Consider the following 23,848-nt stretch of genomic DNA (forward strand, 5'->3'; position numbering starts at 1 on the left):
GTTCCCCTCCAGGGGAAACCCTGCCGCCCGATGAGTGTTTTCCCACGTCAGTCAGCACGGTCCCTGGCATGACGTCGGTATCGCCAGTGGTACCGACGTGTTCTGGAGGAGCAGAACAAAACCGGTGCTGGGCGCGGTCTGGCGTGAGCAGCGCGTACATCGTTCCCCTGGAGGGGAAACGTGCGGGTGGGAGCCCCCAGCGGCCCACCAACCGGGTCTCAACACCACCAGCAACCCCGCGATGCCTCCGCCCCGCACCCAACCCCCCTCCCTCTTCTACTCAGGGGTGCAGGAAGGGGCGCAGACAGAATGGACGCACCACCGGCTGCAAGTTTCCCTGCCGAAGGTTCTCCGCAAACGGCCGGAGTTCCGGAACGTTGGTGACCATGAGAACCCGACGGCGGCGGCACCCGCATGACAGCGCAGAGCGGCAGACGCGGATCACGCCCCTGCTCCTAAACGTTCCCGCGCCGTTCCCTGACGAGCCGGTCGCGACGCCGGCGGCGGTCACGTTGAACCCGGGCTGCTGCGACGTCGACAACAGCTGGCGCATCATGCTCGGCGGAACCGTGCTGCACACCCTCACCCACGAGGCCAATTGCCCGATTTTCTCCGGCGCTGCCCGAGCCGGCGGCGAGTAGCGCCGCTCGCTGGCGCGCTGCCGATGCAGCGCTGCACCTGCACCGGGCAGGCCCTTTGCTGCAACCACCGCAGCAGTCTTCCCTCGCAATCCGCTGCACGTGCAGCAGCCGTGTGCCGCCTGGGCCGTGCGAATGCTGCACCGCACCCCCAGCGATCCGTCTTGCACCCTTCCGCTGCACACCACACTGCCCTTGCACCCTTCACCACCAGGAGCAGCTGCAGCTTTGCAGCAGGTCCCGGCTGCACGGGCGCAGCCACCGCCCCACCACCGCGAGCCCGCACGACCGGGCGAGCACAACCACCCACACCCCCGTCCCCGATCACCGACGTCCCAGACCGCTCCCCTGCCGCTTGCTCTCACGAGTGGGAAGGGATGGAGGTAGAGGGGAAGTCAGCACGCCGCCACCAACGAAAAGGCCCTCTGACGTGCACCTTTGCCACCACATCACGGGGAGAACGCGAACGGGTGGTTGCCGCGCATCTTCGTGCCCTGCCAGCAGAGGGGGTCAGGGTCGTGTCGCTGATCGCCGACATCACCCGGTGCGCAGACCGTTCCCCTCCTGGGGAACCTCGCAAGTCAGTGGGCCTCGCGCAGATTCAAGGCGCGCTTGCCCGACCCACTGCCGGTGCCCCGACCGAGGCGGTCGGTGATCCAGTGGGGCAGCGGCTGCACGGGCAGGTCGCGTTCAATGACGTACCGGATGCCGTCGACGACGGAGCCGGGGCCGATCAGGTATCCGCCGCTGCCCAGGCCGGGTCCCCGGACGTCGACGCCCGGCCCCAGGGCCGTCCTGCCGCCGGAGACGGAGGCGATGGAGCAGCCGGGCGGCGCGCGGAAATACAGGTGCGCCCCCTGGCTCGGGGTGGCGACGGTCAGCGTATCCGGCCAGGGTTCGCCCAAGCATGCGGCCAGGGCGGCCAGGACGTCCTGGCCGGCTCCGTCGACGTCGAGGTCCAGGCCGACCAGGTGGCTGGCCCGGCAGCCGACGCCAATGTTGTCGCCCTCGCACCACAACCGCTGGACCTCGCCGGGGTCTGTCCAGCACCGCGAGCTCCACCCGCCGGCGTCGGGGCGGCGGCCGCCGGGCGGAAGCGCGAACACCGCCAGGCCGCGCCGGGTCAGGTCGAGGGCCGCGGCCGTGGTCGACGCCGGATCAGCAGACACACGCGTACTCGTGGCCGGCGCCGCAGTCGCAGCAGTGGAAGCGGCCCTCTTCGGTGGCGTACCCGCAGTCGCAGCCGTCCAGGTCGTCCCAGTCCTCGTAGAAGACGGCAGCCGCAGCGCGGTACTGCTCGTGACGGGCCAGGGCGTCCCTGTAGGTGGTCACATCGCGGTGGCTGGCGATCAGCTGGCACAGCAGGGTGCGCTCTTGCGCGTCGGGGTGGTCCAGCAGTGCGATGGCGTCGACGTGCTTGACGCCGTAGGTGGTCTTCAGCGAGGCGAGCTGGGTCTTTCGGGCGTGATCCTTCGGCACAGCAGGCCCCTCTCAGGGCTACGGCGATCCCGTGACCCGCCGCGCAGGAAGGCGACCGGAGAACAGCTGAGGGGTGAAACAGCGGCTCGGCGCGCAGCACCTTCGGCCGCGTCCGGTCACGGGCCGGACGGATACCGGGCCAACAAGCCGGGCCCACGGTCACTGACCGCCCGTCAACGGTAGCGGACAGCACCGACAGCGTTCGGCTGAACCCGGCGAACCGGCCCTGCGGGTCCGGCATGATGGTGCTGCCCGCAGGGGCCGGCCACCTCATCCCGGGAGCACTGATGAGCGACACACTCACCGATCCGCACGACCACCTCGCCGTAGCGGCCCTGAGTCCGGCGGCACGCCGGCTACTCTCCCGGGCCCTGGCGACAGTGACCGCGCAGGCGCCGGAGCTCGACACCGAGGCGCAGCATGCGATGGCGGAGCTCCAGGCGCTGGCCGATACGGGGAGGGCAGCGGAGCCGGAGCTGGAGCCGATCGCCTATGCGGTGCGCATCACGGAAGCCCAGCTCCTGGGCGCCGACCAGCAGGAGAGGCGGCGCGCAGCCGAGTGGCCGTGGGACATCTGGTGCCGCATCTGCAACATCCAGGTGGGCAGCCACCGCACGGAGGAATTCGCGTGGGAGACGGCCGACCAGCACGTGGCCATCTCCCATGTGACGCAGGCTGAGGCGCACGCCTTCCTGGCGGCCGTCGCGGCCGGACGTATCCCCGCGCCCGAGCCCGTGGTCGCCAGGGGCCGGGAGCGCTGGAGGACGTACTGGGACCGGGTATCCCAGCAGTGGCGACCGGTCCGCCGGCTGCGGGCCGATGCCGACCCCGCAGGCGAAGACGCCAACGCAGGTCCTTAGCCTGGGGCGATGCAATTCCCGCCCGTGAACTGGACGACGTCAACGCCGCGATCGCGGAACTGCGGCTGGTCGAAGCCCAGGGCGCGGCGGTCGTCTGACCGAGTGCGGCAGGTCCGTCAGCCGATTTCGAGATACGCGACCACGATCACGGTCCTGAGCGCACTCAGGTAGAACAGGATCCGGATCGAGTCGTCGTCGTCCTGGTAGTCGCGCAGCACGGAGTCCGGGATCGGAGTCCCCAGTGCGGGGTCGGTGCTGATTGCCACGATGGCCCTGTCCAGGGCCAGGGTCTCCATGACGGTGAGCTTGGCCAGCTGGTCGGCGGCGGCGACGGAGAACGCGACCTTCGCGCGGCGCGGCCCGTGCTTAGGCGACATCGGCGCCGTGGTCCAGGACACCCAGGCGGCGGTACTGCGCGTCGCGCAGCTCCTCCCACGGCGTGCAGTCCTCCGGGCGGGGCAGCCCGTTGGCGGCGATGTCCTCTAGGACGGCGGCGAGCTCGTTCGTGCGGGCCCGCTCGCGGCCGGCGTAGGAGCGCACCGCGGCGGCTGCCTCTGGGCTCAACGGGTCGCGGCCGGGGGCCGGCTGCTGCGGTGCGGCTTCGCTCATCACGGACTCCTGCGTCGCGCTGGGGTCCTCCCACCGTAGCGGCGCGGACCCGACAGGCGTGACGCCTTGGACGGATCGACCCGGGCCCGGACCGCGGCGAGCAGCAGTGCGCATCGCCGCCGGCGGCCCGGCGCCGTGGGGTGGAACGGCGTGCAGAGTCATCGCGATTCTCCCTGTCGCGGGTACGAATACCGTAGCGCTATTCGGGGTCATATTTACTGGGAACGGGTGTGCGACGCCGCTGCGAGCGCCCCCGGACACGCCTCCGGGGAATTCACTGCCGGAATAGGTGCGCGAATTCTGGCACGCCCGCCTTTCACGCGAATTCCTCGGAAGGCTTCACGACGAACTGGCGGGCCGGTCGCGCCCGGCCGGCTGCCGCACTGGCGCTCGGTCCGGCGGTGTCCGCCGTTCTGGTCGCCACCGGCGGTGTGTGTCAGTCGGCGAGCGGGGCGGGCTCCTGGGCGTAGCGCAGCGCGAGGTCGAAGAAGGAACGGGCGAGCAACGAGACGTGACGGCCAAGGTGGATATCCGGTCGCCCGGCCCGGTACCACGCACCGCAGGCGCACTCCTCCTCGTCCCGGCCGCCGTCGGGGCCCGGACGGGTACGGCTGGTCGGGAAGTGGCTGCCCACCAGGGCGGCGGCACGCTCGTCCAGGTCACTGACGATCACGGGGGTCGGCTCCGGGGCGACGCCGTAGTGCCAAGTGATCCACTGCCCGGCGTCCGGCTCTCCCGGGTCATCGTCCGGCTCCCACTCCTGCGTGTGCCGGACGGCGCCGGCACTGCGGAACCGCAGCAGCGCGCCGGTGTCCGGGTGGGCGGTGCGGTGCCAGGTATCGCCGTGACCGGCTACCAGGCCACACTGCGCGGACAGCAGGTAGTGGCTGGTGCTGCACAGCGGGGTGTGCTGGTCAGTGGGCATCGCGCCTCCAGCGGCCTGGTCGGTAGGGGTGGATCAGCGGACGTCGAAATCGTTTTCGTCCCAGGAGAAGTCGTCCGGTCCGAAGCCTCCGTACGCGCCGCCGTTGAAGTAGTCGGCCAGCGCCTGGCCGATGATCTGCCTCACCTCGTCCTCGTTTTCGGCCAGTGCCAGGGCGGCGGCCTGCTCGCCGGTCAGGTTGACGTGGATGTCGCGGGCCCGGACGGCATCGGAACCGCGGATCTCAAACGTCGTGGCGCGGCCGATACGGGCGCTGTGGCCGGAGAAGGTGCCGGCCTGCTGCAGCTGCTTGGCTTTGCGCTCGCGGCCGCGCTCGGTGGTCTGCGCCTTCACCGCGTCGGTGCCCAGCCGGTCGGCCGTCGTGGCCGGCCGCGGCAGCGCCGCTTCGCCGCGTCGGGCGCGGGCGGTGTTCTCCTTGGCCCACCTGCGCTCGGCTGCGCGGGAGAGCTGGGGCGGGGTGCGGGTGCCCTTGATCCACCGCTCCACCGTGCGCGGGCTGACGTTGTAGGCGGCGGCCATGGCCTTGGTGTTGCCGCCGAACAGCTTCTCCCGCACGTGAGAGGCCTGGGTGGTGGACTGCACCGGGGCCTTGCGCGAGGGGAACAACGCCTCGCGGACCCGGCTGAACATGCCCTTGCCCGCCATCAGTTCTCGCCTTCCTCATCGGTGCCGGCACCGTCGGCGTCGGCCTGGTCGTGGTCGACGGGGGTGCCGTCGGTGGCGTACTGGTGGACCAACTTGGAGGGGTGCTCGCGGCGCTCCAACGCTGCGATGGCAGCCGCCATCGGGATCGAGGACTCGTGCTTGTGGCTGCCCGGAGCGATCCCCAGGCGTAGCGCGCCGGGGACCGGGGTGCCGTCGCCGGTGACCGGGAGGAGCTCGATCGGGGAGGGGGCGTCGGCGGCGTAGAGGTAACTGTCGACGTTGACCGCGAACGGGGCCCGCCCCGTCAGCTGCAGCGTCTTGCGCAGGCGGCGGTGGGCGGCGATGCGGGCGGCGGACAGGATGTGGAACCGGATCTCGGGTCGGTAGGCCCAGGACCCGGCCACTTTCTCCAGCCAGGTGGCGTCGTCCAGGTGGCGGGCGGAGTCGGCCCACTTGCCGATCCCGCCCTTGTAGATGTTCTTGTAGAGCCTCGCCAAGACCAGGGCATCCGCGCGGACCGGGTCGGAACCGACGTCCTTGTGGACGGCGTAGGCGGCGAGGAACTCGGTCGGGCTCTGGCCGTCGACCAGGCCCAGTTCGGCGTAGGTCCGCTTGTAGCCGCCGCGCACCCGGCCGGTCCACTCCTTGAGCAGCGGCACCGTGTGCGTCGACAGCAGGGCCTCGGTGATGGTGGCCGGGTCGAAGCCGTAGGTGGTGGCCATGTAGGCGACGGTCGGGGTGGCGTACCAGCCCGGTCCGGTCGGCGGCTGGCCGTGGAACGTTGCCGGGTGCGGCAGCAACTCGTCCACCACGGTGGTGGTGAAGTCCGCCCACCACAGGCCGGCGGTCTTCCCGCCGTCCCAGGCCGGGTTAGCCGTGTGCTCCAGCGGGCCGGCGGGCAGGCGCAGGGACTCGGTGACGGACAGGTAGGAGGCGCAGACGTCGCACGCGACCGCGTACGGCCGCGCCGCCTCTTGTGCGGTGGGCATCCGGGCCCACCACTTGTAGTCCTCCTCCTCGCACACCGCCTCCTTGCGCGAGATCAGCTCGCGGGTCAGCGGGTGGCGGGCCCCGGCGGCCGGGGCCACGCACAGGTCACCGGTGGGCAGCGCACCGTCGCGCAGGTGGGAGGACCACTCCCCCGTTGTGTCGTCCTTGGTCCACTCCACCCGGGGGCGCACCGCGTCCAGCAGCAGCATCCCGGTTGAGGCCGTTGTCGCTCCCGGAGCGACCCCCAGGTCCGCGGTGAAGGCCCTCAGGCGGCGGGTGAGGGTGAGCCCGTCCAGGGTGTCGTCGGGGGCGGTGGCCAGCGGCACGGCCAGGGCGCTGGTGGCCTGCTGGCGGGCGTCGCCCTGGCCCAGCCACGGCGCGACCGTGATCCTCAGCGACGTCCGGGGCCCTCCGGCGGACCCTTTGCGGCGGAAGGCGTGGAAGGACGGGCCGACCTGGTCGGAGATTTCCATGCCGACGCCTCCGGCGGCCTTGGCCATCTTGGCCTGCAGCGCCGCCAGGGCCTTGTCGGTGGTGGGCAGCACGGCGGGGAGCCCGAGCTGCTTGAGCGCGGCTGCGGTCAGGCACACCATGCCGTCGCCGCCGCGACCGGAGGCGTGGGCGCGCTCGACCCGCAGTGGCAGGCCGGTGCCCAGCCAGGCGAACCAGTCGCCCAGCTTGTTCCCGGCCGGGGCCGGGACCTGCGGCACGTCCAGCAGCCAACTGCCGTCGGCCGCGACGTCCAGGGCGACCGCCGGCCACCACCGGGCGGCGGCCTGGTCGGCCGTGGCGGTGGGGCGTGGTGCGGCAGGCCGGCTAGCGGTGCGGGCCGTCGCGGGTCGTCGCCCGGGCGCCGCCGGGGTCCACGGTGCGCTGGGGCGGGTCGACTGCGCGACCGGCGCAGCCGTAGGAGCAGCAGCGGGCGTGGGCGGTGCGACCGGTTCAGGTGCGGGTGTGGCCTGGACCGGCGCGGCGACGACGGGCTGGGGGGCGGCGGGCTGCTGGGTGCGGCAGAAGTCGCCCAGGTGAGCCGGGGCGCCGCCGACGCGGTAGGGCGTCGGGTTGCCGCACCACTGGCACGGGGCCGGGGCGAACCTGAGCAGCTCGCCGTCCGCGCCGCGGTCGGGACCGGCCGCCGGGGCCGGTGCGGGCGTCGGCTGCGCGGAAGCGGGGAAGCGCTCCGCCAAGCCCTCCAGCAGCCGCGCGTAGGCCGGGGCGATGTCCGGGGACGGGACGGCGGTGCTGTCCTCCCATGCCTGGACCAGGGCTGGGTCCACTCGCATAGCTGCGGCGATGTGCGCGGGGGTGAGCCCGGCGGCCAGGCGTAGCCGCTGCCGCTCCGCCGGGGGCGGCAGCACGGTGCCCGACTGCACGGCGGCGAGCAGCGCGTCGACGCCGGCGAAACGGTCGTCAGACATCGTCAGCCTTCCCCGCCCTCGGCCATCGCTGCGGCGGACTGCTGGCGTTCCAGGACGCCGATGGCCTTGTTGATCGTCTGCGTGACGGCGTCCTTGACGGCGCGTAGCTCCACGATCATTTCCTCGTTGCTCTGCTCGGGCAGCGCGATGACGAAGGTGCCCTCGCCCCGGGCAATCCTCAGCACTCCGCGGTCGCGCAGGTCAGTGGTGGCCCGGCGGACCGTCGTCAGGGACGTGGAGTATTGGACCATCAGCTGCCCCAGGTCGGGCAGCTGATCCCCTATCGCCCACTCGCCGTTCAAGATGCGTTGGCGCAAGTCGTCGTAGACCTCTGCGTAGCGTGGCATACGGCATTTCTAGCAAAGATAGCTACGCATAGTCAAGAACTATGCATAGTCAGGAGCTACATATATAAGGCAAGTCTTCTGGATTGGGGGCTAGTTGGAGCTTCGCTCGTTGCCCCACTTGCCCCGTTGGCGTGATCGGCCCAGCCTCACAGTTCTACGGCCGGGGCCCAGCTCTTGGCCGGGTCAGTCCAGGTCGGTGCTCGCCAGAGCGACCGCGAGCGCCATATGGGGGACGGCACCCAAGCAGAGCTCCGCTGCGGTGCTCGGATCGGATGCGGCACGCGCTTCCTGCAGCGCCAGCAGCCCGGCCAGCACGGTGGCGGCGACCGCCTCGTCAAGGACCTCGTCCACGGAGAACTCGCCTCCGGCCACCAGCTCGTGCACCAGAGCGACTGCCTGCTCCGGATCGCGCCGCCACCGCGCCGCGACCGCGTCGCCGGCACTCACCAGGTCCATCGCGGCGAACTGCTCCGCCGTCGGTAGCGGCACGCCGCCGGGCAGCCCGTCCTCCTCCATGAGCCCGTGCGCCTGCGCCACGACACACCGCGCCGCGTACGTCCGCAGGTCCTCCTCCCGCTCCCGCACCACGACGGCCGGCCACCGCGCCTCGTCCTCGGCACGGGCCATGTCCAGCAGGGTGGCGGCGGTGAGGCTGACCTGGACACACGGCAAGAGGGCCACCGCCACGGCTTCCTGGCCGGGAGGAGCCGCAGCGATCGGCCGGTACACCTCACCCGCCGCCTCCGCACAGGCACCGATCAGCTCGGTCAGTGCAGCGATCAGCCGCGCGTGGCGGCGCCGGCGGGCAGGCAGATTCAGGCGGTCCGGTGTCACAGTCACTCCCGCACTATGCCGCGCAGCACGTCGTGGGCGCCCCTCCAACGGCGGTAATGGCTATCTCCTCCACTCCAACTGTTCAAGATCGAGTGACGGAAACCCATCAACCGTCAAAGATCCCTTGTCAATCAGTCAAGATCGCCTGGCAGAGGACACGCAGTCTGCCGTCGCAGGCCAGCGCCTCACAGCAGCAGTCGGGCAGGAGTGGTCACAGGACGGTGCCGTGCAGGGCTCGGCGGTCGCCGGACATGGCGTAGCGGCGGGCGGCGAGTCCGTGCTCATCTGCCCATGATCTCAGCGCGCCGGACAGCGGACCAGGGATTTTCCCTCAACAGGCAGGCCCAGCTCGATGTTGCGGTTAATCCCCTCGTGCCTCGTGCGGCCAGGCCACAGACTTCTAGCCACGTCCCACGTCCTTGAGGAGCGCACGTGCATACACCGGGTGGCATCAGGATGGCGCCTCATACCCCCGACATGTACCAGCGGTGGATCCGGGTGATGCGAGCCGACCCACCCGGCGCAGCGGGCAAGAACAGCGCGCGCAAGGAGACATTCTGCGCAGCGCTGGAGCAGGCGGAGCAGTTGTTCACTGCGGCGAAGGTGACCGACGCCATGGTCCGACCGCTGCTGGTGTACTACGGACTGAACCAGGCCGGGCGGGCCATCGCGGCCGCCGCCTCCAGCGTTCCCGATCGTGACCAGCAGCCGGGAGCGCGGGCCGAGCCGTGGAAGCTGACGGGGCACGGGTTGAAGATCGTGGGGCGTTCCGCCGCGATGAACGGGCCCGATGTCGCTTCGCTGGTGCTCGTCGATGAGGGCAGCGGAGCTTTCCCGCACCTGGCGGAGATTCTGGGCTCGGGTTCGCTGCCGGCGCGTACGCCCGACTCTGCGGCGGAGCCGGTCACGGTGGGCCAGCTGTGGGCGACACTCTCCGACACCGTGGAATTCGATCTGCCAGGCCCCGTCGGCCTGCCGGTCCTCGCCTTCGACGCGGACGGGCCCCCGGTGCACGGTCAGGAATGGGCGCGCTTGCACGGCATCCCCGCACGCATCTTCGAAGAGCAGGACCAACAATCCGCCCTACGGGACTTCCTGAACTGCTACCCCACCCTGGGAGCCTTCGGGATCCCGGCCTTCGACCGCCGCGTCGATTGGGCAGCGCTGCTGGGCATGCCCGCGGTGCGGATCTTCTGGAACGCCGAAGCCCCAGTGGCCGGTCAGCTGACCAAGTCCCTCGAAGCCAGGGTCGCGACCCGCTACCGGGGCCAGCACTTCGTCTACCCCGCGCTGGGTGACAGCGCCAAGCCTCTCCATCCGTTCCTGGCCTGGTGGGCCGTCCTGTACGCGCTGTCCATGCTCGCTCGCTACGAACCCTGCGCCTGGCAGAAGCGGACCAACATCGACACCAGCAAAGAAGCCGCCGCGATCGAACACCTGCTGGACGCTGCCCTGGAGTTCCTCCCCCGCGTCATCATGGACACGATCGACGAAGTCACCCAGTAGTCCGGCCCAGCTCACAGCAGTTCCAGGCTTCAGGCAAAGAGCCTGACCGCCCCTTGGGCGACGATCAGGGCTGGACCGGTGAGTTCCATCGTTCCGTCATGGAGGACTGCGATGTACAGGCGTCCCCCGGCGGTGTCGACGATGTAGTGGGCGGAGCGGGGGTGTGCTTCACGCTGTCGCATGGCGGTGACCGCGGCGCAGGCGCCGGTGCCGCAGGAGCGGGTTTCGCCGACACCGCGTTCGTAAACGCGCATGGCGAAGTGGCGGTCGCCGACGACGGTGACGAATTCGACGGTGACGCCGAGAGGGTAGGCGTGGGCCGGCTTGACGACAGGAGCGGTGCGCAGCTTCCCGGCGTGGGCGAGGTCGTCGACGACCACAACGGCGTGCGGGTTGCCCATATCCACGTGCAGAGCCGGCCAGTGTCGGCGGCCGACCGTGACCTCGATTCCGGCGGGGCCGGCCAGGCCGGGGCGGCCCATGCCGACGGTTACCGGGCCGTCGGCGTCCTGGAGGTAGACGGTCCTGCTTCCGGCGCGCGTGGCGATGGTGAATCGGCCGGGCCGGGCCAGGCCGCTGGCGACGAGGTAGCGGGCAACCAACCGGATTCCGTTGCCGCACATGGCGCCCTTGCTGCCGTCGGCGTTGCGGTAGTCCATGAACCACTCCGCCTCCCCTGCCATCGCGGTGGCCTCGGGGTCGGCGGTGCAGCGCACCACCCGCAGGAGGCCGTCGGCGCCCAGGCCGGTTCGGCGGTCGCACAGCCGCGCCACCTCCTCGGGGCTCAGATCGCGGCGGCCGTCGGGGTCGGGCAGGATCACGAAGTCGTTCTCGGCGCCGTGGCCTTTGACGAAGGGATGGCCGGCGGGGTGGGGCTGGGTGGTCAGCACGGGTTGGTGGGTCCTATCGCGATGCGCAGCCAGGCGGTCTGCCCGGCTTCGGTGGCGGTCAGGCCGTAGGTGTCGCCGAGATCGAGGACCGCCAGGAGGCGGGGCCACTGCCGGATCAGGTCGGGTGTTATGTCGGTCTCGATCCGGACCGCGCCGGGTTCCTCGATGACGCGGGACGTTTCGCCGGTGAGGGCGGTCAGTTGCGCGGCGGCTGAGTGGATCACGGTGAGATGGCGGTCGTAGCCCACTGCACGCACCATTCGATATACAAGCGATTACCTACAGCTCTACTAGTCCACTAGTTTTTAACTAGTGGACTAGGTTGTCAATCAGTACAGGTCAGCGCCGTAGGCGAGGAGAACCATGGCTGACGGCACGTCCCAACTGGCCCCCTACCTGCGGGTCGCGGCCACCTTCCGCGCCCGCATCGCCGACGGCACCTGGCCCCCCGGCCACCGCATGCCCTCCCGCCCAGAGCTGGGCCAGGAGTTCGCGGTCGGCGACAACGTCATCCGCCGCGCCCAGGAACTCCTCATCGCCGAAGGACTCCTCGAAGGCCGCCCCGGCGCCGGCACTTTCGTCCGCGCGCCGGCCGAACGCCGCACCCTGCTGCGCACCCCCTCCCCCGTGACGGGCGCACCCCGGCCGGGACTGGCCCCGGCCGGCTTCGACGGCACCTGGGAAGCGGACAGCACCGCGAAGGTCTCGGCGCCGCCGGACATCGCCGCCCGCCTGGCCGTCGAGCCCGGCGCGCTGTGCGTGCGGACGGTGTACGAGCTGCTGCTGGACCGGCAGCCGGTCCTGCTGTCTACCAGCTGGGAGCCGATGGACCTGACCGGCGGCACCGTGATCGTGCTGCCCGAGGGCGGGCCCCTGGCCGGGCACGGCGTCCTGGCCCGGATGGCGCACATCGGCGTCACGGTCACCCGCATGGTGGAAGTCCCGCGCCCGGTCCAGGTCGACCGCGACCAGGCGCAGCTGCTCGCGGTCGCGGCCGGGTCCCAGGCCACGCTGATCGAGCGCACCCACTACGCCGCCGACGGGCGACCGGTGGAGACCGCGGACATCGTGGTGCCAGCCGGACTGTGGGACATCACCTATGACATCCCGCTACCTCCTCGCGCGGCTGCACCGGGATCTCCCGGCTGATATCTCGCCTGTCGGGGCCGCCGCAACGGACGGCCGTACTATCCGGGTGCCCGATCGGTTCAATGCCCGGCACGTGTGCCGTGGTCCGGCCGGTGGCTGTGCGGCGGGCCTTCAGCCCCTTGCGGCAGTCCACTAGCCTGAAGTTCATGGATGACCCGCAGTATTTCGACCTGGTCCGTGCCCAGTTGGAGAATCAGCTGATCTCCGACAGTGGGAGCTCCGATGGACATCTGCAGGTGTACGCCAAAGACGTACCCCGCCTGTCCGTCCTCCTGATCGACACCCTCCTGGACTCCCCAACGCAGCCGAAGCAGATCCTGGCCGCTGACTTGACCACGGACCCCGGCCTGCTCACTCAGCGTCGCGAGTACTTGGCCGCGAACCGGCGGCTGCTGGAAGCCGGAGGTTCCGTCCATCGGCTGTTCATCGCCTCCGAGAACGACCTGTGCCGGGAGGAGTTCGCGCGCGCCTTCGTCTCACTGGTCGACCACCACCGCCAGCTCGGCGTCACCTGCGGCTTGGCCGTGCGCGACCGGCTGGGCGCCGACCAGGCCGTGGACGTCGTCGTCATCGCGGCCGCCGCAGTGCTGGTCGAGGAGGAGCAGGGCGACGCCGAGTACACCAACGGCCGCTCCAGCGTCTATTTCCAGGGCGTGCAGCAGTGGACCAACCGCTTCGAATCGGCCTGGGGCCAAGGCGAGCACGCCGCGCCCAGGTTGCTACAGGCCTACGACGCCGTCGCTCGCCCCATGCTGGACTCCGACACCTGGGACACCGACCACGCCGCCCAGGCCGTCGCAGCTCTGTAGGACCGGCAGCAAGCTTGGGGCCGGCAGCGCGGCCGTTCTCGACGCCGACCGTGCCTCCCGTAGCGACAGCGTTGCGACCCGGCCGCCGGGGGGGGGTGAGACGTCGGCTTCCCGACCCCGCTGAGCTCGAGTCTGCGTCCGGAGCTGCGCTGGTGGCGGTCGGCGTATTGGCGGCGACCCATCAGCGCAGCTTCGCCAGAGGTGGTCGGCGCCCCGCGCTGCTCCCCCGCCCCTCGCGGGAACGACTTCTGCGCCCGAGCGGGTCACGGATGCGGTGGGGTGGCCGCGATTTCATAGGCGATTTCTGCGATCGTGTCGGCGATGACGATGTCAGCGGTCTCGACAGGCCGGCGCCCGGCGTCATAGTGGGTGCGCTCGATCCGTTGGACGAGGGCGCCGAGACTGATGCCCAGGGCGGTCGCCTGGTCCCGGCTCGCACGCCCGGGCCGGGGAATCTCGACAGCGGTGGTGACCTGGACCCCGATGGACCGCATGCGCTCCGCGATCCCGCGCCCGGCCAGGGGCCCGTCCTCTGGCAGAACGACGGGGGTCCCGCCGGTGACCGCCATCGGTTCCCAGCTGTGGGAGAGCTGCACTGCGCGCCCCTCGGCCAGGACCTCGTACACGGTCAGGACGCAGGGGTCGCCCGGGGCGATCTCCAGGCGCCGCGCAATGTCCTGAGGTGCGGGCTGGCGGATATCGGAATGCGCCCGCCAGCTGCTGTCCGGTCCGGCCCCGTGCAGGTCGCACCGCGGTGTGCGGTCGTCGGATCCGCGGGGGTGGTGGGATCGGGTGAGGCGCAGGCGCTCGGGAGGCTGACGGGCGTAGGTGCCGGACCCGGCCCGTCCGGCGAGTAGCCCTTCCCCGATGAGGACTTCCTGGGCCTTTTGCAGCACGTTGGATCCGACCTGGTATTCGGCGGCCAATTGGGTGCGCGCAGGGAGGCGGTCGCCGGGGTTCCATTCGCCGGCGGTGAGCCGTCGGCGGAGGTCAGCGGCGACGCGCTGGTAAGGCGCTTCACGGCCCATTCGCGGCTCCAGTACATGGATCGAGTGGGAAGCCCCATCCGTGGCACATAAGTTAATGCATCAGAAAATTTCAAGTCCACTAAAAAAACTTAGAGTCACCCTTGGGGCGACATGCTCCGCGTTCCCGATGGGAACCACGCGGTCCAACCAGGAACATTCCCCATTGCCTGCATCACCTGAGGAAGGACTCCACCTGCCCTGCGCGCGGTCCGGCTCCGCCCCGGACCCTCGGCCCGGTGGTCGCGTCCCTGACCGGTAAGTGGCCGCCGGGATACGGGATTTACCGGAATGCCTTGCCGGTGAGGCCGCAACCCGGGAATCATGATCTCTTGGCCTGTCCGGTAGCCGAGGGGGATTTTGAGAATGTCGACACCACCGCGCCGGGAGTTGGGTGCGCGCGTTGCCGACGCGCTTTCCTCGCAGACACTCAATGCGTTGATCGGGATCGCCGGTATCGCCCTGCCGGTGGTGGCCTGGGCCAGTCACCAGAGCGGGATGAAGGACTTCCTGCTGGGCGTGGAGACCGTGCTGCTGGTGCTGTTGGTCGCCAACCACGCGTGGCTGCGGAGCATCTACATTCAGCTCCGGCGGGCGAACGACAAGAACATGGCCGATGCCCGGTACTTCGCCCGGGTCCGCACCCAGCTGGAGGGGGAGCTGATAGCGGACTTCGGGGAGATCGCCGACGGGCACCTGCAGGTGTACGCCTCGGAGGTGCCGCGGTTGTCGGTGCTGCTGTTCAAGGTCCTCATCGAGTCCGACACCCAGCCCAAGCGGGTGCTGGCCGCTGACCTGACCACCAGCCCGGACCTGCTCACCCAGCGGCGCGAGTACCTCGCGGTCAACCGGCGCCTGATCGAGGGCGGCGGCACCATCCAGCGGCTGTTCATCTGCTGGCAGCACGATCTGATCAAGCCAGAGTTCGCCCGCGCGCTGCTGGAGCTCGTCGACCACCACCGTTCGCTGGGCGTGCAGTGCGCCATCGCGGTACGCGACCGGCTGCGCGCGGACCAGGCCGTGGACTTCGTGGTCATCGCGAACGCCGCGGTCCTGGTCGAGGAGGAGCAGGGCGACAACGACTACCGGCGGGGTCGCAGCTCGGTGTACTTCAAGCAGGTCGAACGCTGGGCCGGCCGCTTCGAGGGCACCTGGGGCCACGGATCGGACTCCGCGCCTTTCGCGCTGGCCGCCTACGAGAGCGCGATCCGTCCCCTGCTGGTCGCTGGCGCCTGGGATGAACAGGCCGCCGCCCGGGTGGTCGGCGGGCTGTGAGCCGGGGCGACGCTGCCACTGCCCAGAGCATCGATAAAATGTCCTGACCAGCTGGTCCAGATCGGGAGGACCGGTGCTCGACGGAAAGAACCCCATGCCTGCGCTCTCGATCGCCAAGACCCACGGGTCCCGCAACGACATCTTTGTCATCGCCGGCGCTCCCGACGACCATTTCGCCCCCGCCGATCTGATCCGCGCCATCACCACCCTGTGCGACCGCCGGCGCGGCCTGGGCAGCGACGGCGTGTACTTCGTCGCCGACCACGGCGACGGCACCGCCCAGGCCTGGTTCTACAACCCCGACGGCTCCCCCGCCCTGCTGTGCGGCAACGGGATGCGCTGTGTCGGCCGCCTCCTGCTCGACCGCCACCAGGCGGAGTCCGCCGTCGTCCACACCGGCCCGTACTCCTTCACCGTCCGCTCCGCACCGACCACCTCGCACGGGGTCCGGCAGGTCTCCGTGGAGCTGCCCCCCGTCGACTTCACCCCGGCCGAGCCGATCGTGACCGGCGTGCAGTGGCCGTTCCTGGACCAGCTGCTGCCCGCCTACCACCTCACCCGCACCGTCTCCGCCCTCGCCGTGCCCAATTCCCACCTGGTCAGCGTGGTCAACAGCTACCGGGAATCGGAGCTCGTCCAGACCGGCACCCGGGTCGCCCGCAACCGGGAGGTCTTCCCGATCGGGGCCAACACCTCCTTCGTCCTGCCGCTGGCCGAGGCCGAGGTGTTCATCCACACCTTCGAGCGCGGCGCGGGCCTGACCCCCTCGTGCGGCTCAGGCATCGCAGCCTCCCGGGCGGTCCTATCTCGCCTGGGCCTGGCCGAGCCTGAGCAGCCGGTGGTGGTACGCAACCCGGGCGGGCCTGCGCGCAGCTGGCTTCAGCCCGTCGGCGAGCAGTGGCAGCCGATCCTGGAGGGCAACGCCACCGTCGTCTACACCGCGCAGCTCGACCCGGCCGTCCTGCTGGGCGAGGCACCGATCGAGTTCTCCGGCGAAGCGAATATGCAGGAAATTAATGCATTTGCTTCACTGAACGACGAGAATCTCAAGTCATTGCAGGCAGCCGGGGTCAACCCGACCATGATCTAGCCGCACTGCCCCTAGGCAGTCACGGCCCCGGACATGGTCCGGGGCCGGACAACTAAGGGGAGCGCGTGCTCACGTACTGGGGAATCATCGCGGCCGGCATCATCATGCGGCAGGCGGACCGCTGGCACTTCAGCCCCTACCGCGGCCGCCACCGCCCGAACACACTGCGGGCGGTGATGTCCTTACAACGCGCGCGGCTCAACAACGCCACCCCGGTGCTGCTGCTGGCCGGCCACTGGGTGGAGCTGGCCGGCTGGTGCCTGATAGCCGCCCATGCCGGCCCCTGGGGCTGGGCGGTCGCCGCCGCGGCCGGCGCGGTGAAGTTCCGGCACCTGCAGGAAGTCAGCCACTTCGCCGTCCACGGCGTCCTGACCCGCAGCAGCCGCCTGGGCACTGTCCTGTCCGAAGCCGCGGTCCACGTGCCGCTCGGCTTCGTCCCGGTTCCGGTCCGCCGCCAGCGCCACGTCCGCGAGCACCACCCCAATGCCACCCTTGCCGGCATCGATCCCAATCTCGGCGACCTCCACACAGCGCGTCTGCTGCCCGGGGTGACGCGCTTCCGTTTCGCCGTCGCCCTGGTCTTCCCCCTCACCCCCCAGGGCATTGCCGAGACGGTGCGCGGGATCCTCGCCAATCTCCGCACCTCCCGGGCACCGGTGTGGAGACTGGCCGCCCTGGTAGCGGTACCGGCCTTGATGGGCTGCGCGTTCGGCTGGCCCGCGGCCGTCTTCGTCTACGTGGTGCCCCGGCTGCTGCTGTATCCGCAACTGGCCTGGATGTCGTTGCTCGTCGAACACCGCTGGTTCGACGCTGAGCCGGTCACCGGTCCTCCGGCCGTCGTGGAGGCTGCACGCTGCCTGCGCCTGTACCCGCGCAACCACCTGCTCGCCCTGATCGCCCGCGGCACCTGGCTGCCCTACGGCGACCTCTTCCACTACGCGCACTCCGCCCACCCCGCCGTGCGCTGGAACTACCTGCCCACCCTCGACCGGGCCCTGGGCACACCCCACTTCACCCCCACCGGCCTCCTCCTCGGCCCCGAATCCGTGGCCCGCAGGCACCTGGCCGCCCTCACCACCAGCACCGACGACACGATGGCGAAGGCGGCGGCACCCGCCCGTTCTCTGTAACAAGCAGCACCCGCGACGTTGAGGGACCCGAACCGCAGGATGACGGTTCGGGTCCCTCAACATGGTGGGGTAGCCGCTCCACCGGCCCAGGGCCAGGCCGCCGGTTTGGGGACGTGTCATCATCCACGGATGCTCCTGCACACCGACCGGCTCGGCCTGCGCCGTTTCACCGCCGCGGACGCGCCGGCGTTCTCCGCCTACCGCTCGGACCCGGGCATCGCCCGCTACCAGAGCTGGGATACACCCTTCCCGCTGGAGGCCGCGACCGAGCGAATTCGGACCTACAACGACGATCAGCAGCAGCCCGGCTGGTTCCAGTACGCCGTCGAGCTCGCCGCCGAGGGATGCCTGATCGGCGACGTCGGATTCCGCCTGCACGAGAACCTGATGCAGGGCGACCTGGGCTTCACCCTCGCCCCCGGCCGGCACGGCCACGGCTACGCCACCGAAGCCGTCCGTGCCGTCCTGGACAGCCGTTTCGCCGGTGGTCTACACCGGGTCTCCGCCGAGTGCTACGCGCCCAACACCCGCTCCCGCCGCCTCCTGGAACGCGTCGGATTCCAGCTCGAAGGCCAGCGCCCCGCATACACCTGGACCGACGGCGAGTGGCGAGACCTGTGCCTGTACGGGCTGCTCGCCGACCAATGGACGCAGTCGGCGCCGTAGCAGTTGGCCGCGCTACCTCAGAAGGTCTTGCCTGGATCGATCGGGTCGACGCCGGTGCCGTCGTACAGGTGGGGTTGAACGGACAGGACGACGCGCCCTTGGGGGAAGTCGGCGGTGGGCCGGGAGGCGTGGACGGCGTGCGCGATGCGCCAGTCGACGCCGTCGGCGATGAGGGCGCCGACCGGGATCGTGGCCGACAGGTCCAGGGACTCGATGTCGAGGCCCGGCAGGGCGCCGATGTGTTCGGCGACGCCGCGGCGTTCGGCTTCGGCGGCGGTCAGGCACAGAGCCGGGACCTGCACGGTCGCGCGGCCGGCGGCGGCATCGACAACGAAGCCGGACAGTGCCGGGTAGCCGGCGCCCAGGGCCAGCAGCGCCGTGTGGTCCAGCAGAGCAGGAATCACGCGGCAGCCGCCCGGCTCTCAATGGCCGCCCGCAGGCGTGCCGAGGCGGCGAGCGCCTGGTCGTCGACCTCGATACCCATCTGCGCCGACAGGTAGTGGCGCGCCTTCTCCGCCCGGGCGGCGAGCTCCGCTTCGGTCAGCGTGGAGGCGGCCATTTCCTCGACCAGTTCCCGCATCGTCGTGCCGCGCTCGGCCGCGAGCCGGTTCAGCCGCTCGCGGGCGGCCTTGGAGACCTTGATGCTCGTATCGTCCGTCATGCCGACGACTCTACCGCCAGTAGAGTCGTCGGGGGGCGTCCATCCCTCGCTCGCTTCTGCGTCCGGTGACCCGCGGCGAGCGTGTCAGCCGTGCTCAGGCACAATGCCCCGGCTCCCCAAATCCATTAATCGAACTAGAATCGAACAATGGAGAATGGGCGAGGCGGGTCGGCTCCGGAGACCGGGCCGCTTGCTGCCGTGCGACTGCCCGATGGGCAGAGCGTGCGGGCGATGGTGATCCGGCGGATCCGGGACGCCGACGGATCCTGGTGGTATGAGCTCAATGTGTCGCTTTGGGCGCGGGTCGAGACCCACTACCGGTCCACCGACCGCATCGCGGGCGAGCCGGCACCCACCGTGTTCCTCGCCCCGGCCGCCACCGTCACGCCCATCGACGACCAGGACTACCGGGGCGTCGCCACCTGGCGGCACCCCGCCACCCTGCGCCGCACCCGCAGAAATCCCTTGCAGCGCCCACGCCCCGGCGGCCCCGCGCCCTGGGACGACGACTACCCCGGCGTGGACAACGACTTCGGGGCATAGGCGCGGGCGATCACCAGCCGGGCGCGCTGACCGCCTTCTTCAGCCGCCGGTGGAGACTCATCCAGCTACCGCCGGCCATCGCTTCCACCACCATCGGGTGGCCCCACAGGGCCTTGAGGGCTGCCATCCGTGCGTCCCGCAGCCGCTCCAGTTCATCGGCTTGTTCCTCGCTCCAGACCACGCGACGAGAAACCTGGTCCTCGCCGTCGGCACGCTCTTCAGCGGGGCCGTGGTCAATGGCTTCGACGTAGGCCACCACGGCCGTGTCGGCGTCCTGAAATGCCGATTGGCAGGCGACCAGGTCAGCGGAGGGTTCATCGGTGGGCATGCCGGTCACGCTATGCGCTCGCACTGACATCCGGTCGACCCACGCCGGGCCCCGACAGAACGTGCGGCCCCGATCACCCCGTCATAGCGTGGGAGACATGCCCCCCATCTGGAGCGGAACCCTGTCGTTCGGGCTGGTGGCGATCCCGGTGCGCATGCAGTCGATCGTCAGCTCGCACAAGATCGCGTTCCGCCAGATGCACAAAGCAGACCACGGGCCCGTACGACAGAAGAAGACCTGCGAGATCGACCAGCAGGTCCTCGACCCGCAGGACATCGGGCGGGCCTACGAGACTCCGGACGGCCAGCTCGTCGAGGTGACGGACGACGAGCTGGCTGCCATGCCGCTCCCCACCGCGAAGACCATCGAAGTCAGCGGATTCCTCGACGCCAGCACCGTCGACTACATGCAGCTCGACAAGCCGTACGCCCTCGAGCCCGGCCCCGGCGGCGAAAAGCCCTACACCCTCATGCAGCGCGCCCTGTCCCGATCGGGCAAGGCGGCCGTCGGCAAGGTCGCGATGAACAACCGGGAGCGCCTGGTCCTGGTCCACGCCAGGGACAAGGTACTCATCGCCCAGACCTTGCACTGGCCGGACGAGATGAAGCCGTCGGCGGAAGCCGCGCCCCGCGGCAAGGTGGATCTCAGCGACGAAGAAGTCGACGCCGCCATCGCCCTCATCGAGGCCCTCGGCGAGGCCGACCCCGCAGACTTCGAGGACGAGTACGCCAAGGCTGTCACCGCCCTGGTGCAGGCCAAGATCGACGGGGCGCAGGGGCCACGGGCGGCAGCGCAGCAGCAGCCGGACGGGAAGGTTGTCGACCTCATGGAGGCGCTGCAGGCCAGCCTCGCCGAGGCCAAGAAGAGTCGCGGCGGGGACGCCACGGTGCACGACATCACCCCGGCGAAGAAGGCCACCTCGAAGAAGACGGCGGCGAAGAAGACGGCTGCCAGCCACGCGTCCACGTCGGCCAGCCACACCCGTGCGCGCAGCACGCCCAAGGGGGGCGAGGGGAAGAAGTCGACGTCGGCCACGAAGAAGGCAACCAAGAAGGCCCCGGCGAAGAAGGCCACCGCGCGCAAACGCAGTGCCTGAACGCTGCTAGAGGTACTGGACCTGCCGGATGTACACGCATTCATGACGAGGGACCACGAGGCAGAGGAACATCCCGCCGGGCACGGGCTGCATCGCCGCGCCGGGGCCGATGTCCTGGTACGTCGTGCCGTCCAGGTATTTGGCCGAGGCGGCCCGGACCAACTCGTCAGCCTTCTTCTCGACCTCGGCGACGAATGCCGGCGGGGCTCCGCCGATGACGTACTCCTGATCGGGGTCGTACTCCCACCGCCAGGTCACCCACTGACCGCCTGGTCCGCTTCGGCCTCAACAGCGCGCAGCTCCTCCATCGCGGTGCGGAATACGGGATCGTCCTTGCTGGTGGTCGCGTGGAGCGACCTCAACGCGTGATTCCGCCGCTGGGCAAGATCGGGCCGCCGCTCGACTTCGACTTCCCGGGCCCAGAACGCCAGCCAGGTGTGGACATGGCTGATCTTGCTGTCCTGTGCCATCGCGGCGAAGGCCTCGTCCTTGTGCTGCTCCATCTCCGCCAGGCGGCTCGGGGCGACAGCGGCCAGAGCAGCGCGTAGGGCCGGGGGCGTCCGGTCCGGGCGAGGAATCCGTTCCCCGCCATGGTGATCATGAGGCTGCGTCGTCATGCGCCGAAGAACCCCTCTGTGAGCTGATGCCCTGCCGTGGGGTCCGAGTCTACCGAGGAACCGCGCATCGGAAGCGGCGCTGACAAACGGCGAACTGGCTGGTCAGAAGGCAGGCCCGGGTCGCCCGACCTTACGGCGGTCCGAGGGCTCCCTTCCAACGGGGCGTTCACGCGGCGGGCTGAGCCAGCAGCATGTCCATGAGTGCCTGGTAGCGCTGCAGGTCCTCGGCCCATCCGGGAATGACGAGGAACTGGACGACGCTCATGGCGATCGCTGCCTCGCCGACCATCCCGAGGATGGGGGCGAAGCCTCCGATTCGGACCCACTGGTCCCACATCACGTCGGCCATCAGCCTCCGAAGGATCTCGGGTTCGTCCGGCGCCCGTTGCATCAGCAAGATCCCCAGGGCCCCGTTCCCCCTGGTACAGGCCTGTACCGCCGCGCACAGCAGCCGGTCGTCGGTCTCCTGGACGGCGCGGATCAGACCGCGCAGGCCGCCCGCCATAGGGGACTGAGCGAACATGTCGATGCCTTCGAGAGCTGCGTTGCGGTGGGCGTCGCGGATCTTCTCGACCATCTCGGTGTTGTCGGGCGAGGCGGTCGCCCACGCGTCCATCAGATCCTCGAACCCGATGTCGTCGACGCCGCCGACCATCATCCGGGCGCCCGGATCCATCAGGGCCGGGTGGAACATGTTGGAGACCGAGCGGGATGGCGGCAGGTCGAACCCGGCTTCAGCCGCCCCCTCGCGCAGGGCCCCGTCCAAGTCCTTCTTGGGACAGCGCCGGCCCCTGATCATCCCGGCCGCCATCTCCTGGCGCGCTTTGAACGCCTCGTCGGTGTCCCCAACGGGGACGTGGCCCATGTCGACGCCCACCCGCCGGAAGGGCCGTTCGAGGGCGTCCGCCACCGTCGCCCGCAGCCGCGTCGCACTTTCCGGGGTGTCGTCGACCGCCCAGAAGTACCATCCCAGCCAGCTGATACTGCGGCCGGGCTTGGAGGCTTCTGCCAGACAGACGGCCCGCTGCACCGTCTCAGGCCGAACTTCCCCGGTCTCAGGGTCGGTCGAGTCTGCGGCCCTGGGCAACCACAGTTGTGTGCGCCACCGCTCCAACTGGGTCGGGCTGATGGTCAGTCCGTGTTTGCCGACTGCAGTGACCAGTGCCAGATCGAGCGCGGTAGGGGGTGTGCGGGTCATGTTCAGCTCCTGCGGTCCCGGTTGCCAGTGGCGATGACGGTGTAGACGGCGGCCGCCGTTCCCAGCGCGCTCGCCCACACCGCGCTCTGCGCGGCCAGGACTGCGGCCGCGACCACCAGGAGCAGCTCGGGCAGCCGGGGGCTGTCGCCTCCCCCAGGCGTGAGCGGACTGACGTTCATGGGCATGTTTCCTTCCCAAGCGGCGTCCTGCCGGGCGTCCCGGCAGAGCAGGCTCGGGTCACCGGATAACCGGAGCCGACCTGCACGCCTATCTCCCCACACCGCTTCCGGCGATTCGGGAAAACCTTGCGGGGCACCGAACTCGCCGGCAGACGGCTCATGCTCGGAGACTCGAGCGTCAGGAGCCGATCAGCTGTTGCCCGGGCAGCGGTTGTCCTGGCAGCCACCACGCGGGGAGCTCCGGCACCTGCTGGTGTTCGTTCTCCCACGCTCCGAGGGTGCGCTGGTCCTGGTGCTCGCCGCGGTGGCCCCGGCCGCGCTCGCAGATCCACGTCGGCTCCCCCGGCGAGCGGTAGATCGCCGGACAGCTTGTCCGGCCCAGGTAGCGCACGCGCAGCTCGTCGACGGCTCCCAGTGACGGCTCCACCGTCCAGGTCGCGGCCTCCAATGCGGCCGCGATCGCTCGCACGGCTTCCAGCGTCACTTCCGGGCGCAGCCGCAGGGTGCCGCCGCGCCGTGCGTCCTGCCCGACGGCCGAGCCGGCGACGATGTACGGATGGCCGCGCAGCGCCTGGTCGACCAGGTCGATGAACCACTCGTGAGTGGAGACGTGGACGTACCCGGTGCGCCGCTCGGCGCCGGCGCGGCCGACCGGGTCCTGGTGAAGGCGGCCAACGTCGATGTCGCGCTCGCGCTGGCCAGTGGCCGCGTCGGCGATCCGGTAGCTGCGGCCGCCGGGATGGCGTCCCAGGATCCGCGCGTGCCGGGGCGGCCGGTCAACCGGGGTGCAAGCCCGGTAGATCTGGCCCCGCTCAAGGTGGTGGTCCACAGCAACTCTCCACTGTCGCGCGGCGGCCCGGCGCACGCGGTCCCCGGGAGGTGTGCGCCGCAGCCCTCAACTCTTTCAGCTCTGGGCCTCGTCG

General features: G+C 70.3%; 31 protein-coding genes. 11 read left to right on the top strand and 20 right to left on the bottom strand.

Features of this window, described 5'->3' with window-relative positions; genetic code table 11:
• The first annotated feature begins 386 nt into the window (after nucleotides 1-386).
• A complete protein-coding gene (locus O3X23_RS37200; RefSeq protein WP_269277519.1) occupies nucleotides 387-641 on the top strand; it encodes a hypothetical protein in 255 nt (84 codons plus the stop codon).
• 578 nt (nucleotides 642-1,219) lie between these two features.
• Here O3X23_RS37200 and O3X23_RS37205 read toward each other — a convergent pair.
• Both O3X23_RS37205 and O3X23_RS37210 read right to left on the bottom strand, forming a co-directional pair.
• A complete protein-coding gene (locus O3X23_RS37205) occupies nucleotides 1,220-1,807 on the bottom strand; it encodes a bifunctional DNA primase/polymerase (RefSeq protein WP_269277522.1) in 588 nt (195 codons plus the stop codon).
• Nucleotides 1,797-2,117 (bottom strand): hypothetical protein, encoded by a 321-nt coding sequence (locus O3X23_RS37210; protein ID WP_269277525.1) that lies wholly within the window; start codon nucleotides 2,115-2,117, stop codon nucleotides 1,797-1,799. The genes O3X23_RS37205 and O3X23_RS37210 overlap by 11 nt, the downstream gene beginning before the upstream one ends.
• A gap of 287 nt (nucleotides 2,118-2,404) precedes the next feature.
• On the opposite strand from O3X23_RS37210, the gene O3X23_RS37215 reads away from it, so the two are divergent.
• Nucleotides 2,405-2,977, top strand: a complete 573-nt coding sequence (locus O3X23_RS37215) for a hypothetical protein (RefSeq protein WP_269277528.1) — start codon at nucleotides 2,405-2,407, stop codon at nucleotides 2,975-2,977.
• A 116-nt stretch (nucleotides 2,978-3,093) separates the two neighbouring features.
• On the opposite strand, the gene O3X23_RS37220 is transcribed toward O3X23_RS37215, so the two are convergent.
• The 7 genes from O3X23_RS37220 to O3X23_RS37250 form a co-directional block, all read right to left on the bottom strand.
• Nucleotides 3,094-3,354, bottom strand: a complete 261-nt coding sequence (locus O3X23_RS37220; protein WP_269277532.1) for a hypothetical protein — start codon at nucleotides 3,352-3,354, stop codon at nucleotides 3,094-3,096.
• Nucleotides 3,344-3,586 (bottom strand): hypothetical protein, encoded by a 243-nt coding sequence (locus O3X23_RS37225; RefSeq protein ID WP_269277535.1) that lies wholly within the window; start codon nucleotides 3,584-3,586, stop codon nucleotides 3,344-3,346. The genes O3X23_RS37220 and O3X23_RS37225 overlap by 11 nt, the downstream gene beginning before the upstream one ends.
• A 436-nt stretch (nucleotides 3,587-4,022) precedes the next feature.
• Nucleotides 4,023-4,511 (bottom strand): hypothetical protein, encoded by a 489-nt coding sequence (locus O3X23_RS37230; RefSeq protein ID WP_269277538.1) that lies wholly within the window; start codon nucleotides 4,509-4,511, stop codon nucleotides 4,023-4,025.
• A gap of 33 nt (nucleotides 4,512-4,544) precedes the next feature.
• A complete protein-coding gene (locus O3X23_RS37235; RefSeq protein ID WP_269277541.1) occupies nucleotides 4,545-5,174 on the bottom strand; it encodes a hypothetical protein in 630 nt (209 codons plus the stop codon).
• Nucleotides 5,174-7,582 carry a helix-turn-helix domain-containing protein gene (locus tag O3X23_RS37240; RefSeq protein WP_269277544.1) on the bottom strand — a complete coding sequence of 803 codons (2,409 nt, stop codon included), beginning with the start codon at nucleotides 7,580-7,582 and terminating at the stop codon, nucleotides 5,174-5,176. The genes O3X23_RS37235 and O3X23_RS37240 overlap by 1 nt, the downstream gene beginning before the upstream one ends.
• Before the next feature lie 2 nt (nucleotides 7,583-7,584).
• Nucleotides 7,585-7,929, bottom strand: a complete 345-nt coding sequence (locus tag O3X23_RS37245) for a GntR family transcriptional regulator (protein WP_269277547.1) — start codon at nucleotides 7,927-7,929, stop codon at nucleotides 7,585-7,587.
• Nucleotides 7,930-8,112: 183 nt separating this feature from the next.
• The gene (locus tag O3X23_RS37250) at nucleotides 8,113-8,769 is read right to left on the bottom strand and encodes a hypothetical protein (RefSeq protein ID WP_269277549.1); all 657 of its coding nucleotides are present in this window, start codon (nucleotides 8,767-8,769) and stop codon (nucleotides 8,113-8,115) included.
• A 495-nt stretch (nucleotides 8,770-9,264) separates the two neighbouring features.
• Here O3X23_RS37250 and O3X23_RS37255 point away from each other — a divergent pair, with 495 nt between their 5' ends.
• Nucleotides 9,265-10,269, top strand: coding sequence for a YaaC family protein (locus tag O3X23_RS37255; protein WP_269277551.1), 1,005 nt, complete (start codon nucleotides 9,265-9,267; stop codon nucleotides 10,267-10,269).
• A gap of 29 nt (nucleotides 10,270-10,298) precedes the next feature.
• On the opposite strand, the gene dapF (O3X23_RS37260) is transcribed toward O3X23_RS37255, so the two are convergent.
• Together dapF (O3X23_RS37260) and O3X23_RS37265 are read right to left on the bottom strand one after the other, a co-directional pair.
• Complete coding sequence (dapF, locus tag O3X23_RS37260; protein WP_269277554.1) at nucleotides 10,299-11,159, bottom strand: diaminopimelate epimerase; 861 nt, start codon at nucleotides 11,157-11,159, stop codon at nucleotides 10,299-10,301.
• Nucleotides 11,153-11,407, bottom strand: coding sequence for a hypothetical protein (locus O3X23_RS37265; RefSeq protein WP_269277557.1), 255 nt, complete (start codon nucleotides 11,405-11,407; stop codon nucleotides 11,153-11,155). The genes dapF (O3X23_RS37260) and O3X23_RS37265 overlap by 7 nt, the downstream gene beginning before the upstream one ends.
• A gap of 115 nt (nucleotides 11,408-11,522) precedes the next feature.
• On the opposite strand from O3X23_RS37265, the gene O3X23_RS37270 reads away from it, so the two are divergent.
• Nucleotides 11,523-12,308, top strand: coding sequence for a GntR family transcriptional regulator (locus O3X23_RS37270; RefSeq protein ID WP_269277561.1), 786 nt, complete (start codon nucleotides 11,523-11,525; stop codon nucleotides 12,306-12,308).
• Between the two features lie 146 nt (nucleotides 12,309-12,454).
• Nucleotides 12,455-13,117 (top strand): hypothetical protein, encoded by a 663-nt coding sequence (locus O3X23_RS37275; protein WP_269277564.1) that lies wholly within the window; start codon nucleotides 12,455-12,457, stop codon nucleotides 13,115-13,117.
• A 263-nt stretch (nucleotides 13,118-13,380) separates the two neighbouring features.
• On the opposite strand, the gene O3X23_RS37280 is transcribed toward O3X23_RS37275, so the two are convergent.
• Nucleotides 13,381-14,145, bottom strand: a complete 765-nt coding sequence (locus O3X23_RS37280; RefSeq protein WP_269277568.1) for a GntR family transcriptional regulator — start codon at nucleotides 14,143-14,145, stop codon at nucleotides 13,381-13,383.
• Nucleotides 14,146-14,580: 435 nt separating this feature from the next.
• Between O3X23_RS37280 and O3X23_RS37285 the strand changes: the two genes are divergently transcribed.
• From O3X23_RS37285 to O3X23_RS37300, 4 genes are all read left to right on the top strand, one after another.
• Nucleotides 14,581-15,417 (top strand): hypothetical protein, encoded by an 837-nt coding sequence (locus O3X23_RS37285; protein WP_269277570.1) that lies wholly within the window; start codon nucleotides 14,581-14,583, stop codon nucleotides 15,415-15,417.
• Nucleotides 15,418-15,511: 94 nt separating this feature from the next.
• On the top strand, nucleotides 15,512-16,507 hold the full coding sequence (gene dapF / locus O3X23_RS37290; protein ID WP_269277572.1) for a diaminopimelate epimerase: 996 nt from the start codon (nucleotides 15,512-15,514) through the stop codon (nucleotides 16,505-16,507).
• 65 nt (nucleotides 16,508-16,572) lie between these two features.
• Nucleotides 16,573-17,637: a fatty acid desaturase gene (locus O3X23_RS37295; protein WP_269277576.1), complete on the top strand. Its 1,065-nt coding sequence runs from the start codon at nucleotides 16,573-16,575 to the stop codon at nucleotides 17,635-17,637.
• 129 nt (nucleotides 17,638-17,766) lie between these two features.
• Nucleotides 17,767-18,303: a GNAT family N-acetyltransferase gene (locus tag O3X23_RS37300; RefSeq protein WP_269277580.1), complete on the top strand. Its 537-nt coding sequence runs from the start codon at nucleotides 17,767-17,769 to the stop codon at nucleotides 18,301-18,303.
• 17 nt (nucleotides 18,304-18,320) lie between these two features.
• Here the strand turns inward: O3X23_RS37300 and O3X23_RS37305 are convergent, their stop codons facing one another.
• Complete coding sequence (locus O3X23_RS37305) at nucleotides 18,321-18,707, bottom strand: hypothetical protein (protein WP_269277582.1); 387 nt, start codon at nucleotides 18,705-18,707, stop codon at nucleotides 18,321-18,323.
• Nucleotides 18,704-18,964 (bottom strand): hypothetical protein, encoded by a 261-nt coding sequence (locus tag O3X23_RS37310; protein WP_269277585.1) that lies wholly within the window; start codon nucleotides 18,962-18,964, stop codon nucleotides 18,704-18,706. The genes O3X23_RS37305 and O3X23_RS37310 overlap by 4 nt, the downstream gene beginning before the upstream one ends.
• 147 nt (nucleotides 18,965-19,111) lie before the next feature.
• Between O3X23_RS37310 and O3X23_RS37315 the strand changes: the two genes are divergently transcribed.
• Nucleotides 19,112-19,507 carry a hypothetical protein gene (locus tag O3X23_RS37315; RefSeq protein ID WP_269277588.1) on the top strand — a complete coding sequence of 132 codons (396 nt, stop codon included), beginning with the start codon at nucleotides 19,112-19,114 and terminating at the stop codon, nucleotides 19,505-19,507.
• A 10-nt stretch (nucleotides 19,508-19,517) separates the two neighbouring features.
• Here the strand turns inward: O3X23_RS37315 and O3X23_RS37320 are convergent, their stop codons facing one another.
• A complete protein-coding gene (locus tag O3X23_RS37320) occupies nucleotides 19,518-19,835 on the bottom strand; it encodes a hypothetical protein (protein WP_269277590.1) in 318 nt (105 codons plus the stop codon).
• 97 nt (nucleotides 19,836-19,932) lie between these two features.
• On the opposite strand from O3X23_RS37320, the gene ku reads away from it, so the two are divergent.
• Nucleotides 19,933-20,931, top strand: coding sequence for a non-homologous end joining protein Ku (gene ku, locus O3X23_RS37325; RefSeq protein WP_269277593.1), 999 nt, complete (start codon nucleotides 19,933-19,935; stop codon nucleotides 20,929-20,931).
• A 6-nt stretch (nucleotides 20,932-20,937) separates the two neighbouring features.
• On the opposite strand, the gene O3X23_RS37330 is transcribed toward ku, so the two are convergent.
• From O3X23_RS37330 to O3X23_RS37350, 5 genes are all read right to left on the bottom strand, one after another.
• Nucleotides 20,938-21,189: a hypothetical protein gene (locus O3X23_RS37330; protein WP_269277596.1), complete on the bottom strand. Its 252-nt coding sequence runs from the start codon at nucleotides 21,187-21,189 to the stop codon at nucleotides 20,938-20,940.
• A complete protein-coding gene (locus O3X23_RS37335; protein WP_269277598.1) occupies nucleotides 21,186-21,434 on the bottom strand; it encodes a hypothetical protein in 249 nt (82 codons plus the stop codon). The genes O3X23_RS37330 and O3X23_RS37335 overlap by 4 nt, the downstream gene beginning before the upstream one ends.
• 280 nt (nucleotides 21,435-21,714) lie before the next feature.
• Nucleotides 21,715-22,746: a hypothetical protein gene (locus O3X23_RS37340; protein WP_269277601.1), complete on the bottom strand. Its 1,032-nt coding sequence runs from the start codon at nucleotides 22,744-22,746 to the stop codon at nucleotides 21,715-21,717.
• A gap of 2 nt (nucleotides 22,747-22,748) precedes the next feature.
• Nucleotides 22,749-22,925 (bottom strand): hypothetical protein, encoded by a 177-nt coding sequence (locus tag O3X23_RS37345; RefSeq protein ID WP_269277604.1) that lies wholly within the window; start codon nucleotides 22,923-22,925, stop codon nucleotides 22,749-22,751.
• A gap of 178 nt (nucleotides 22,926-23,103) precedes the next feature.
• Nucleotides 23,104-23,754, bottom strand: coding sequence for a hypothetical protein (locus tag O3X23_RS37350; RefSeq protein ID WP_269277607.1), 651 nt, complete (start codon nucleotides 23,752-23,754; stop codon nucleotides 23,104-23,106).
• Nucleotides 23,755-23,848: the final 94 nt, after the last annotated feature.

Origin of the sequence: Streptomyces sp. H39-S7, from assembly GCF_027158205.1 — a bacterium.
GTDB lineage: Bacteria > Actinomycetota > Actinomycetes > Streptomycetales > Streptomycetaceae > Actinacidiphila.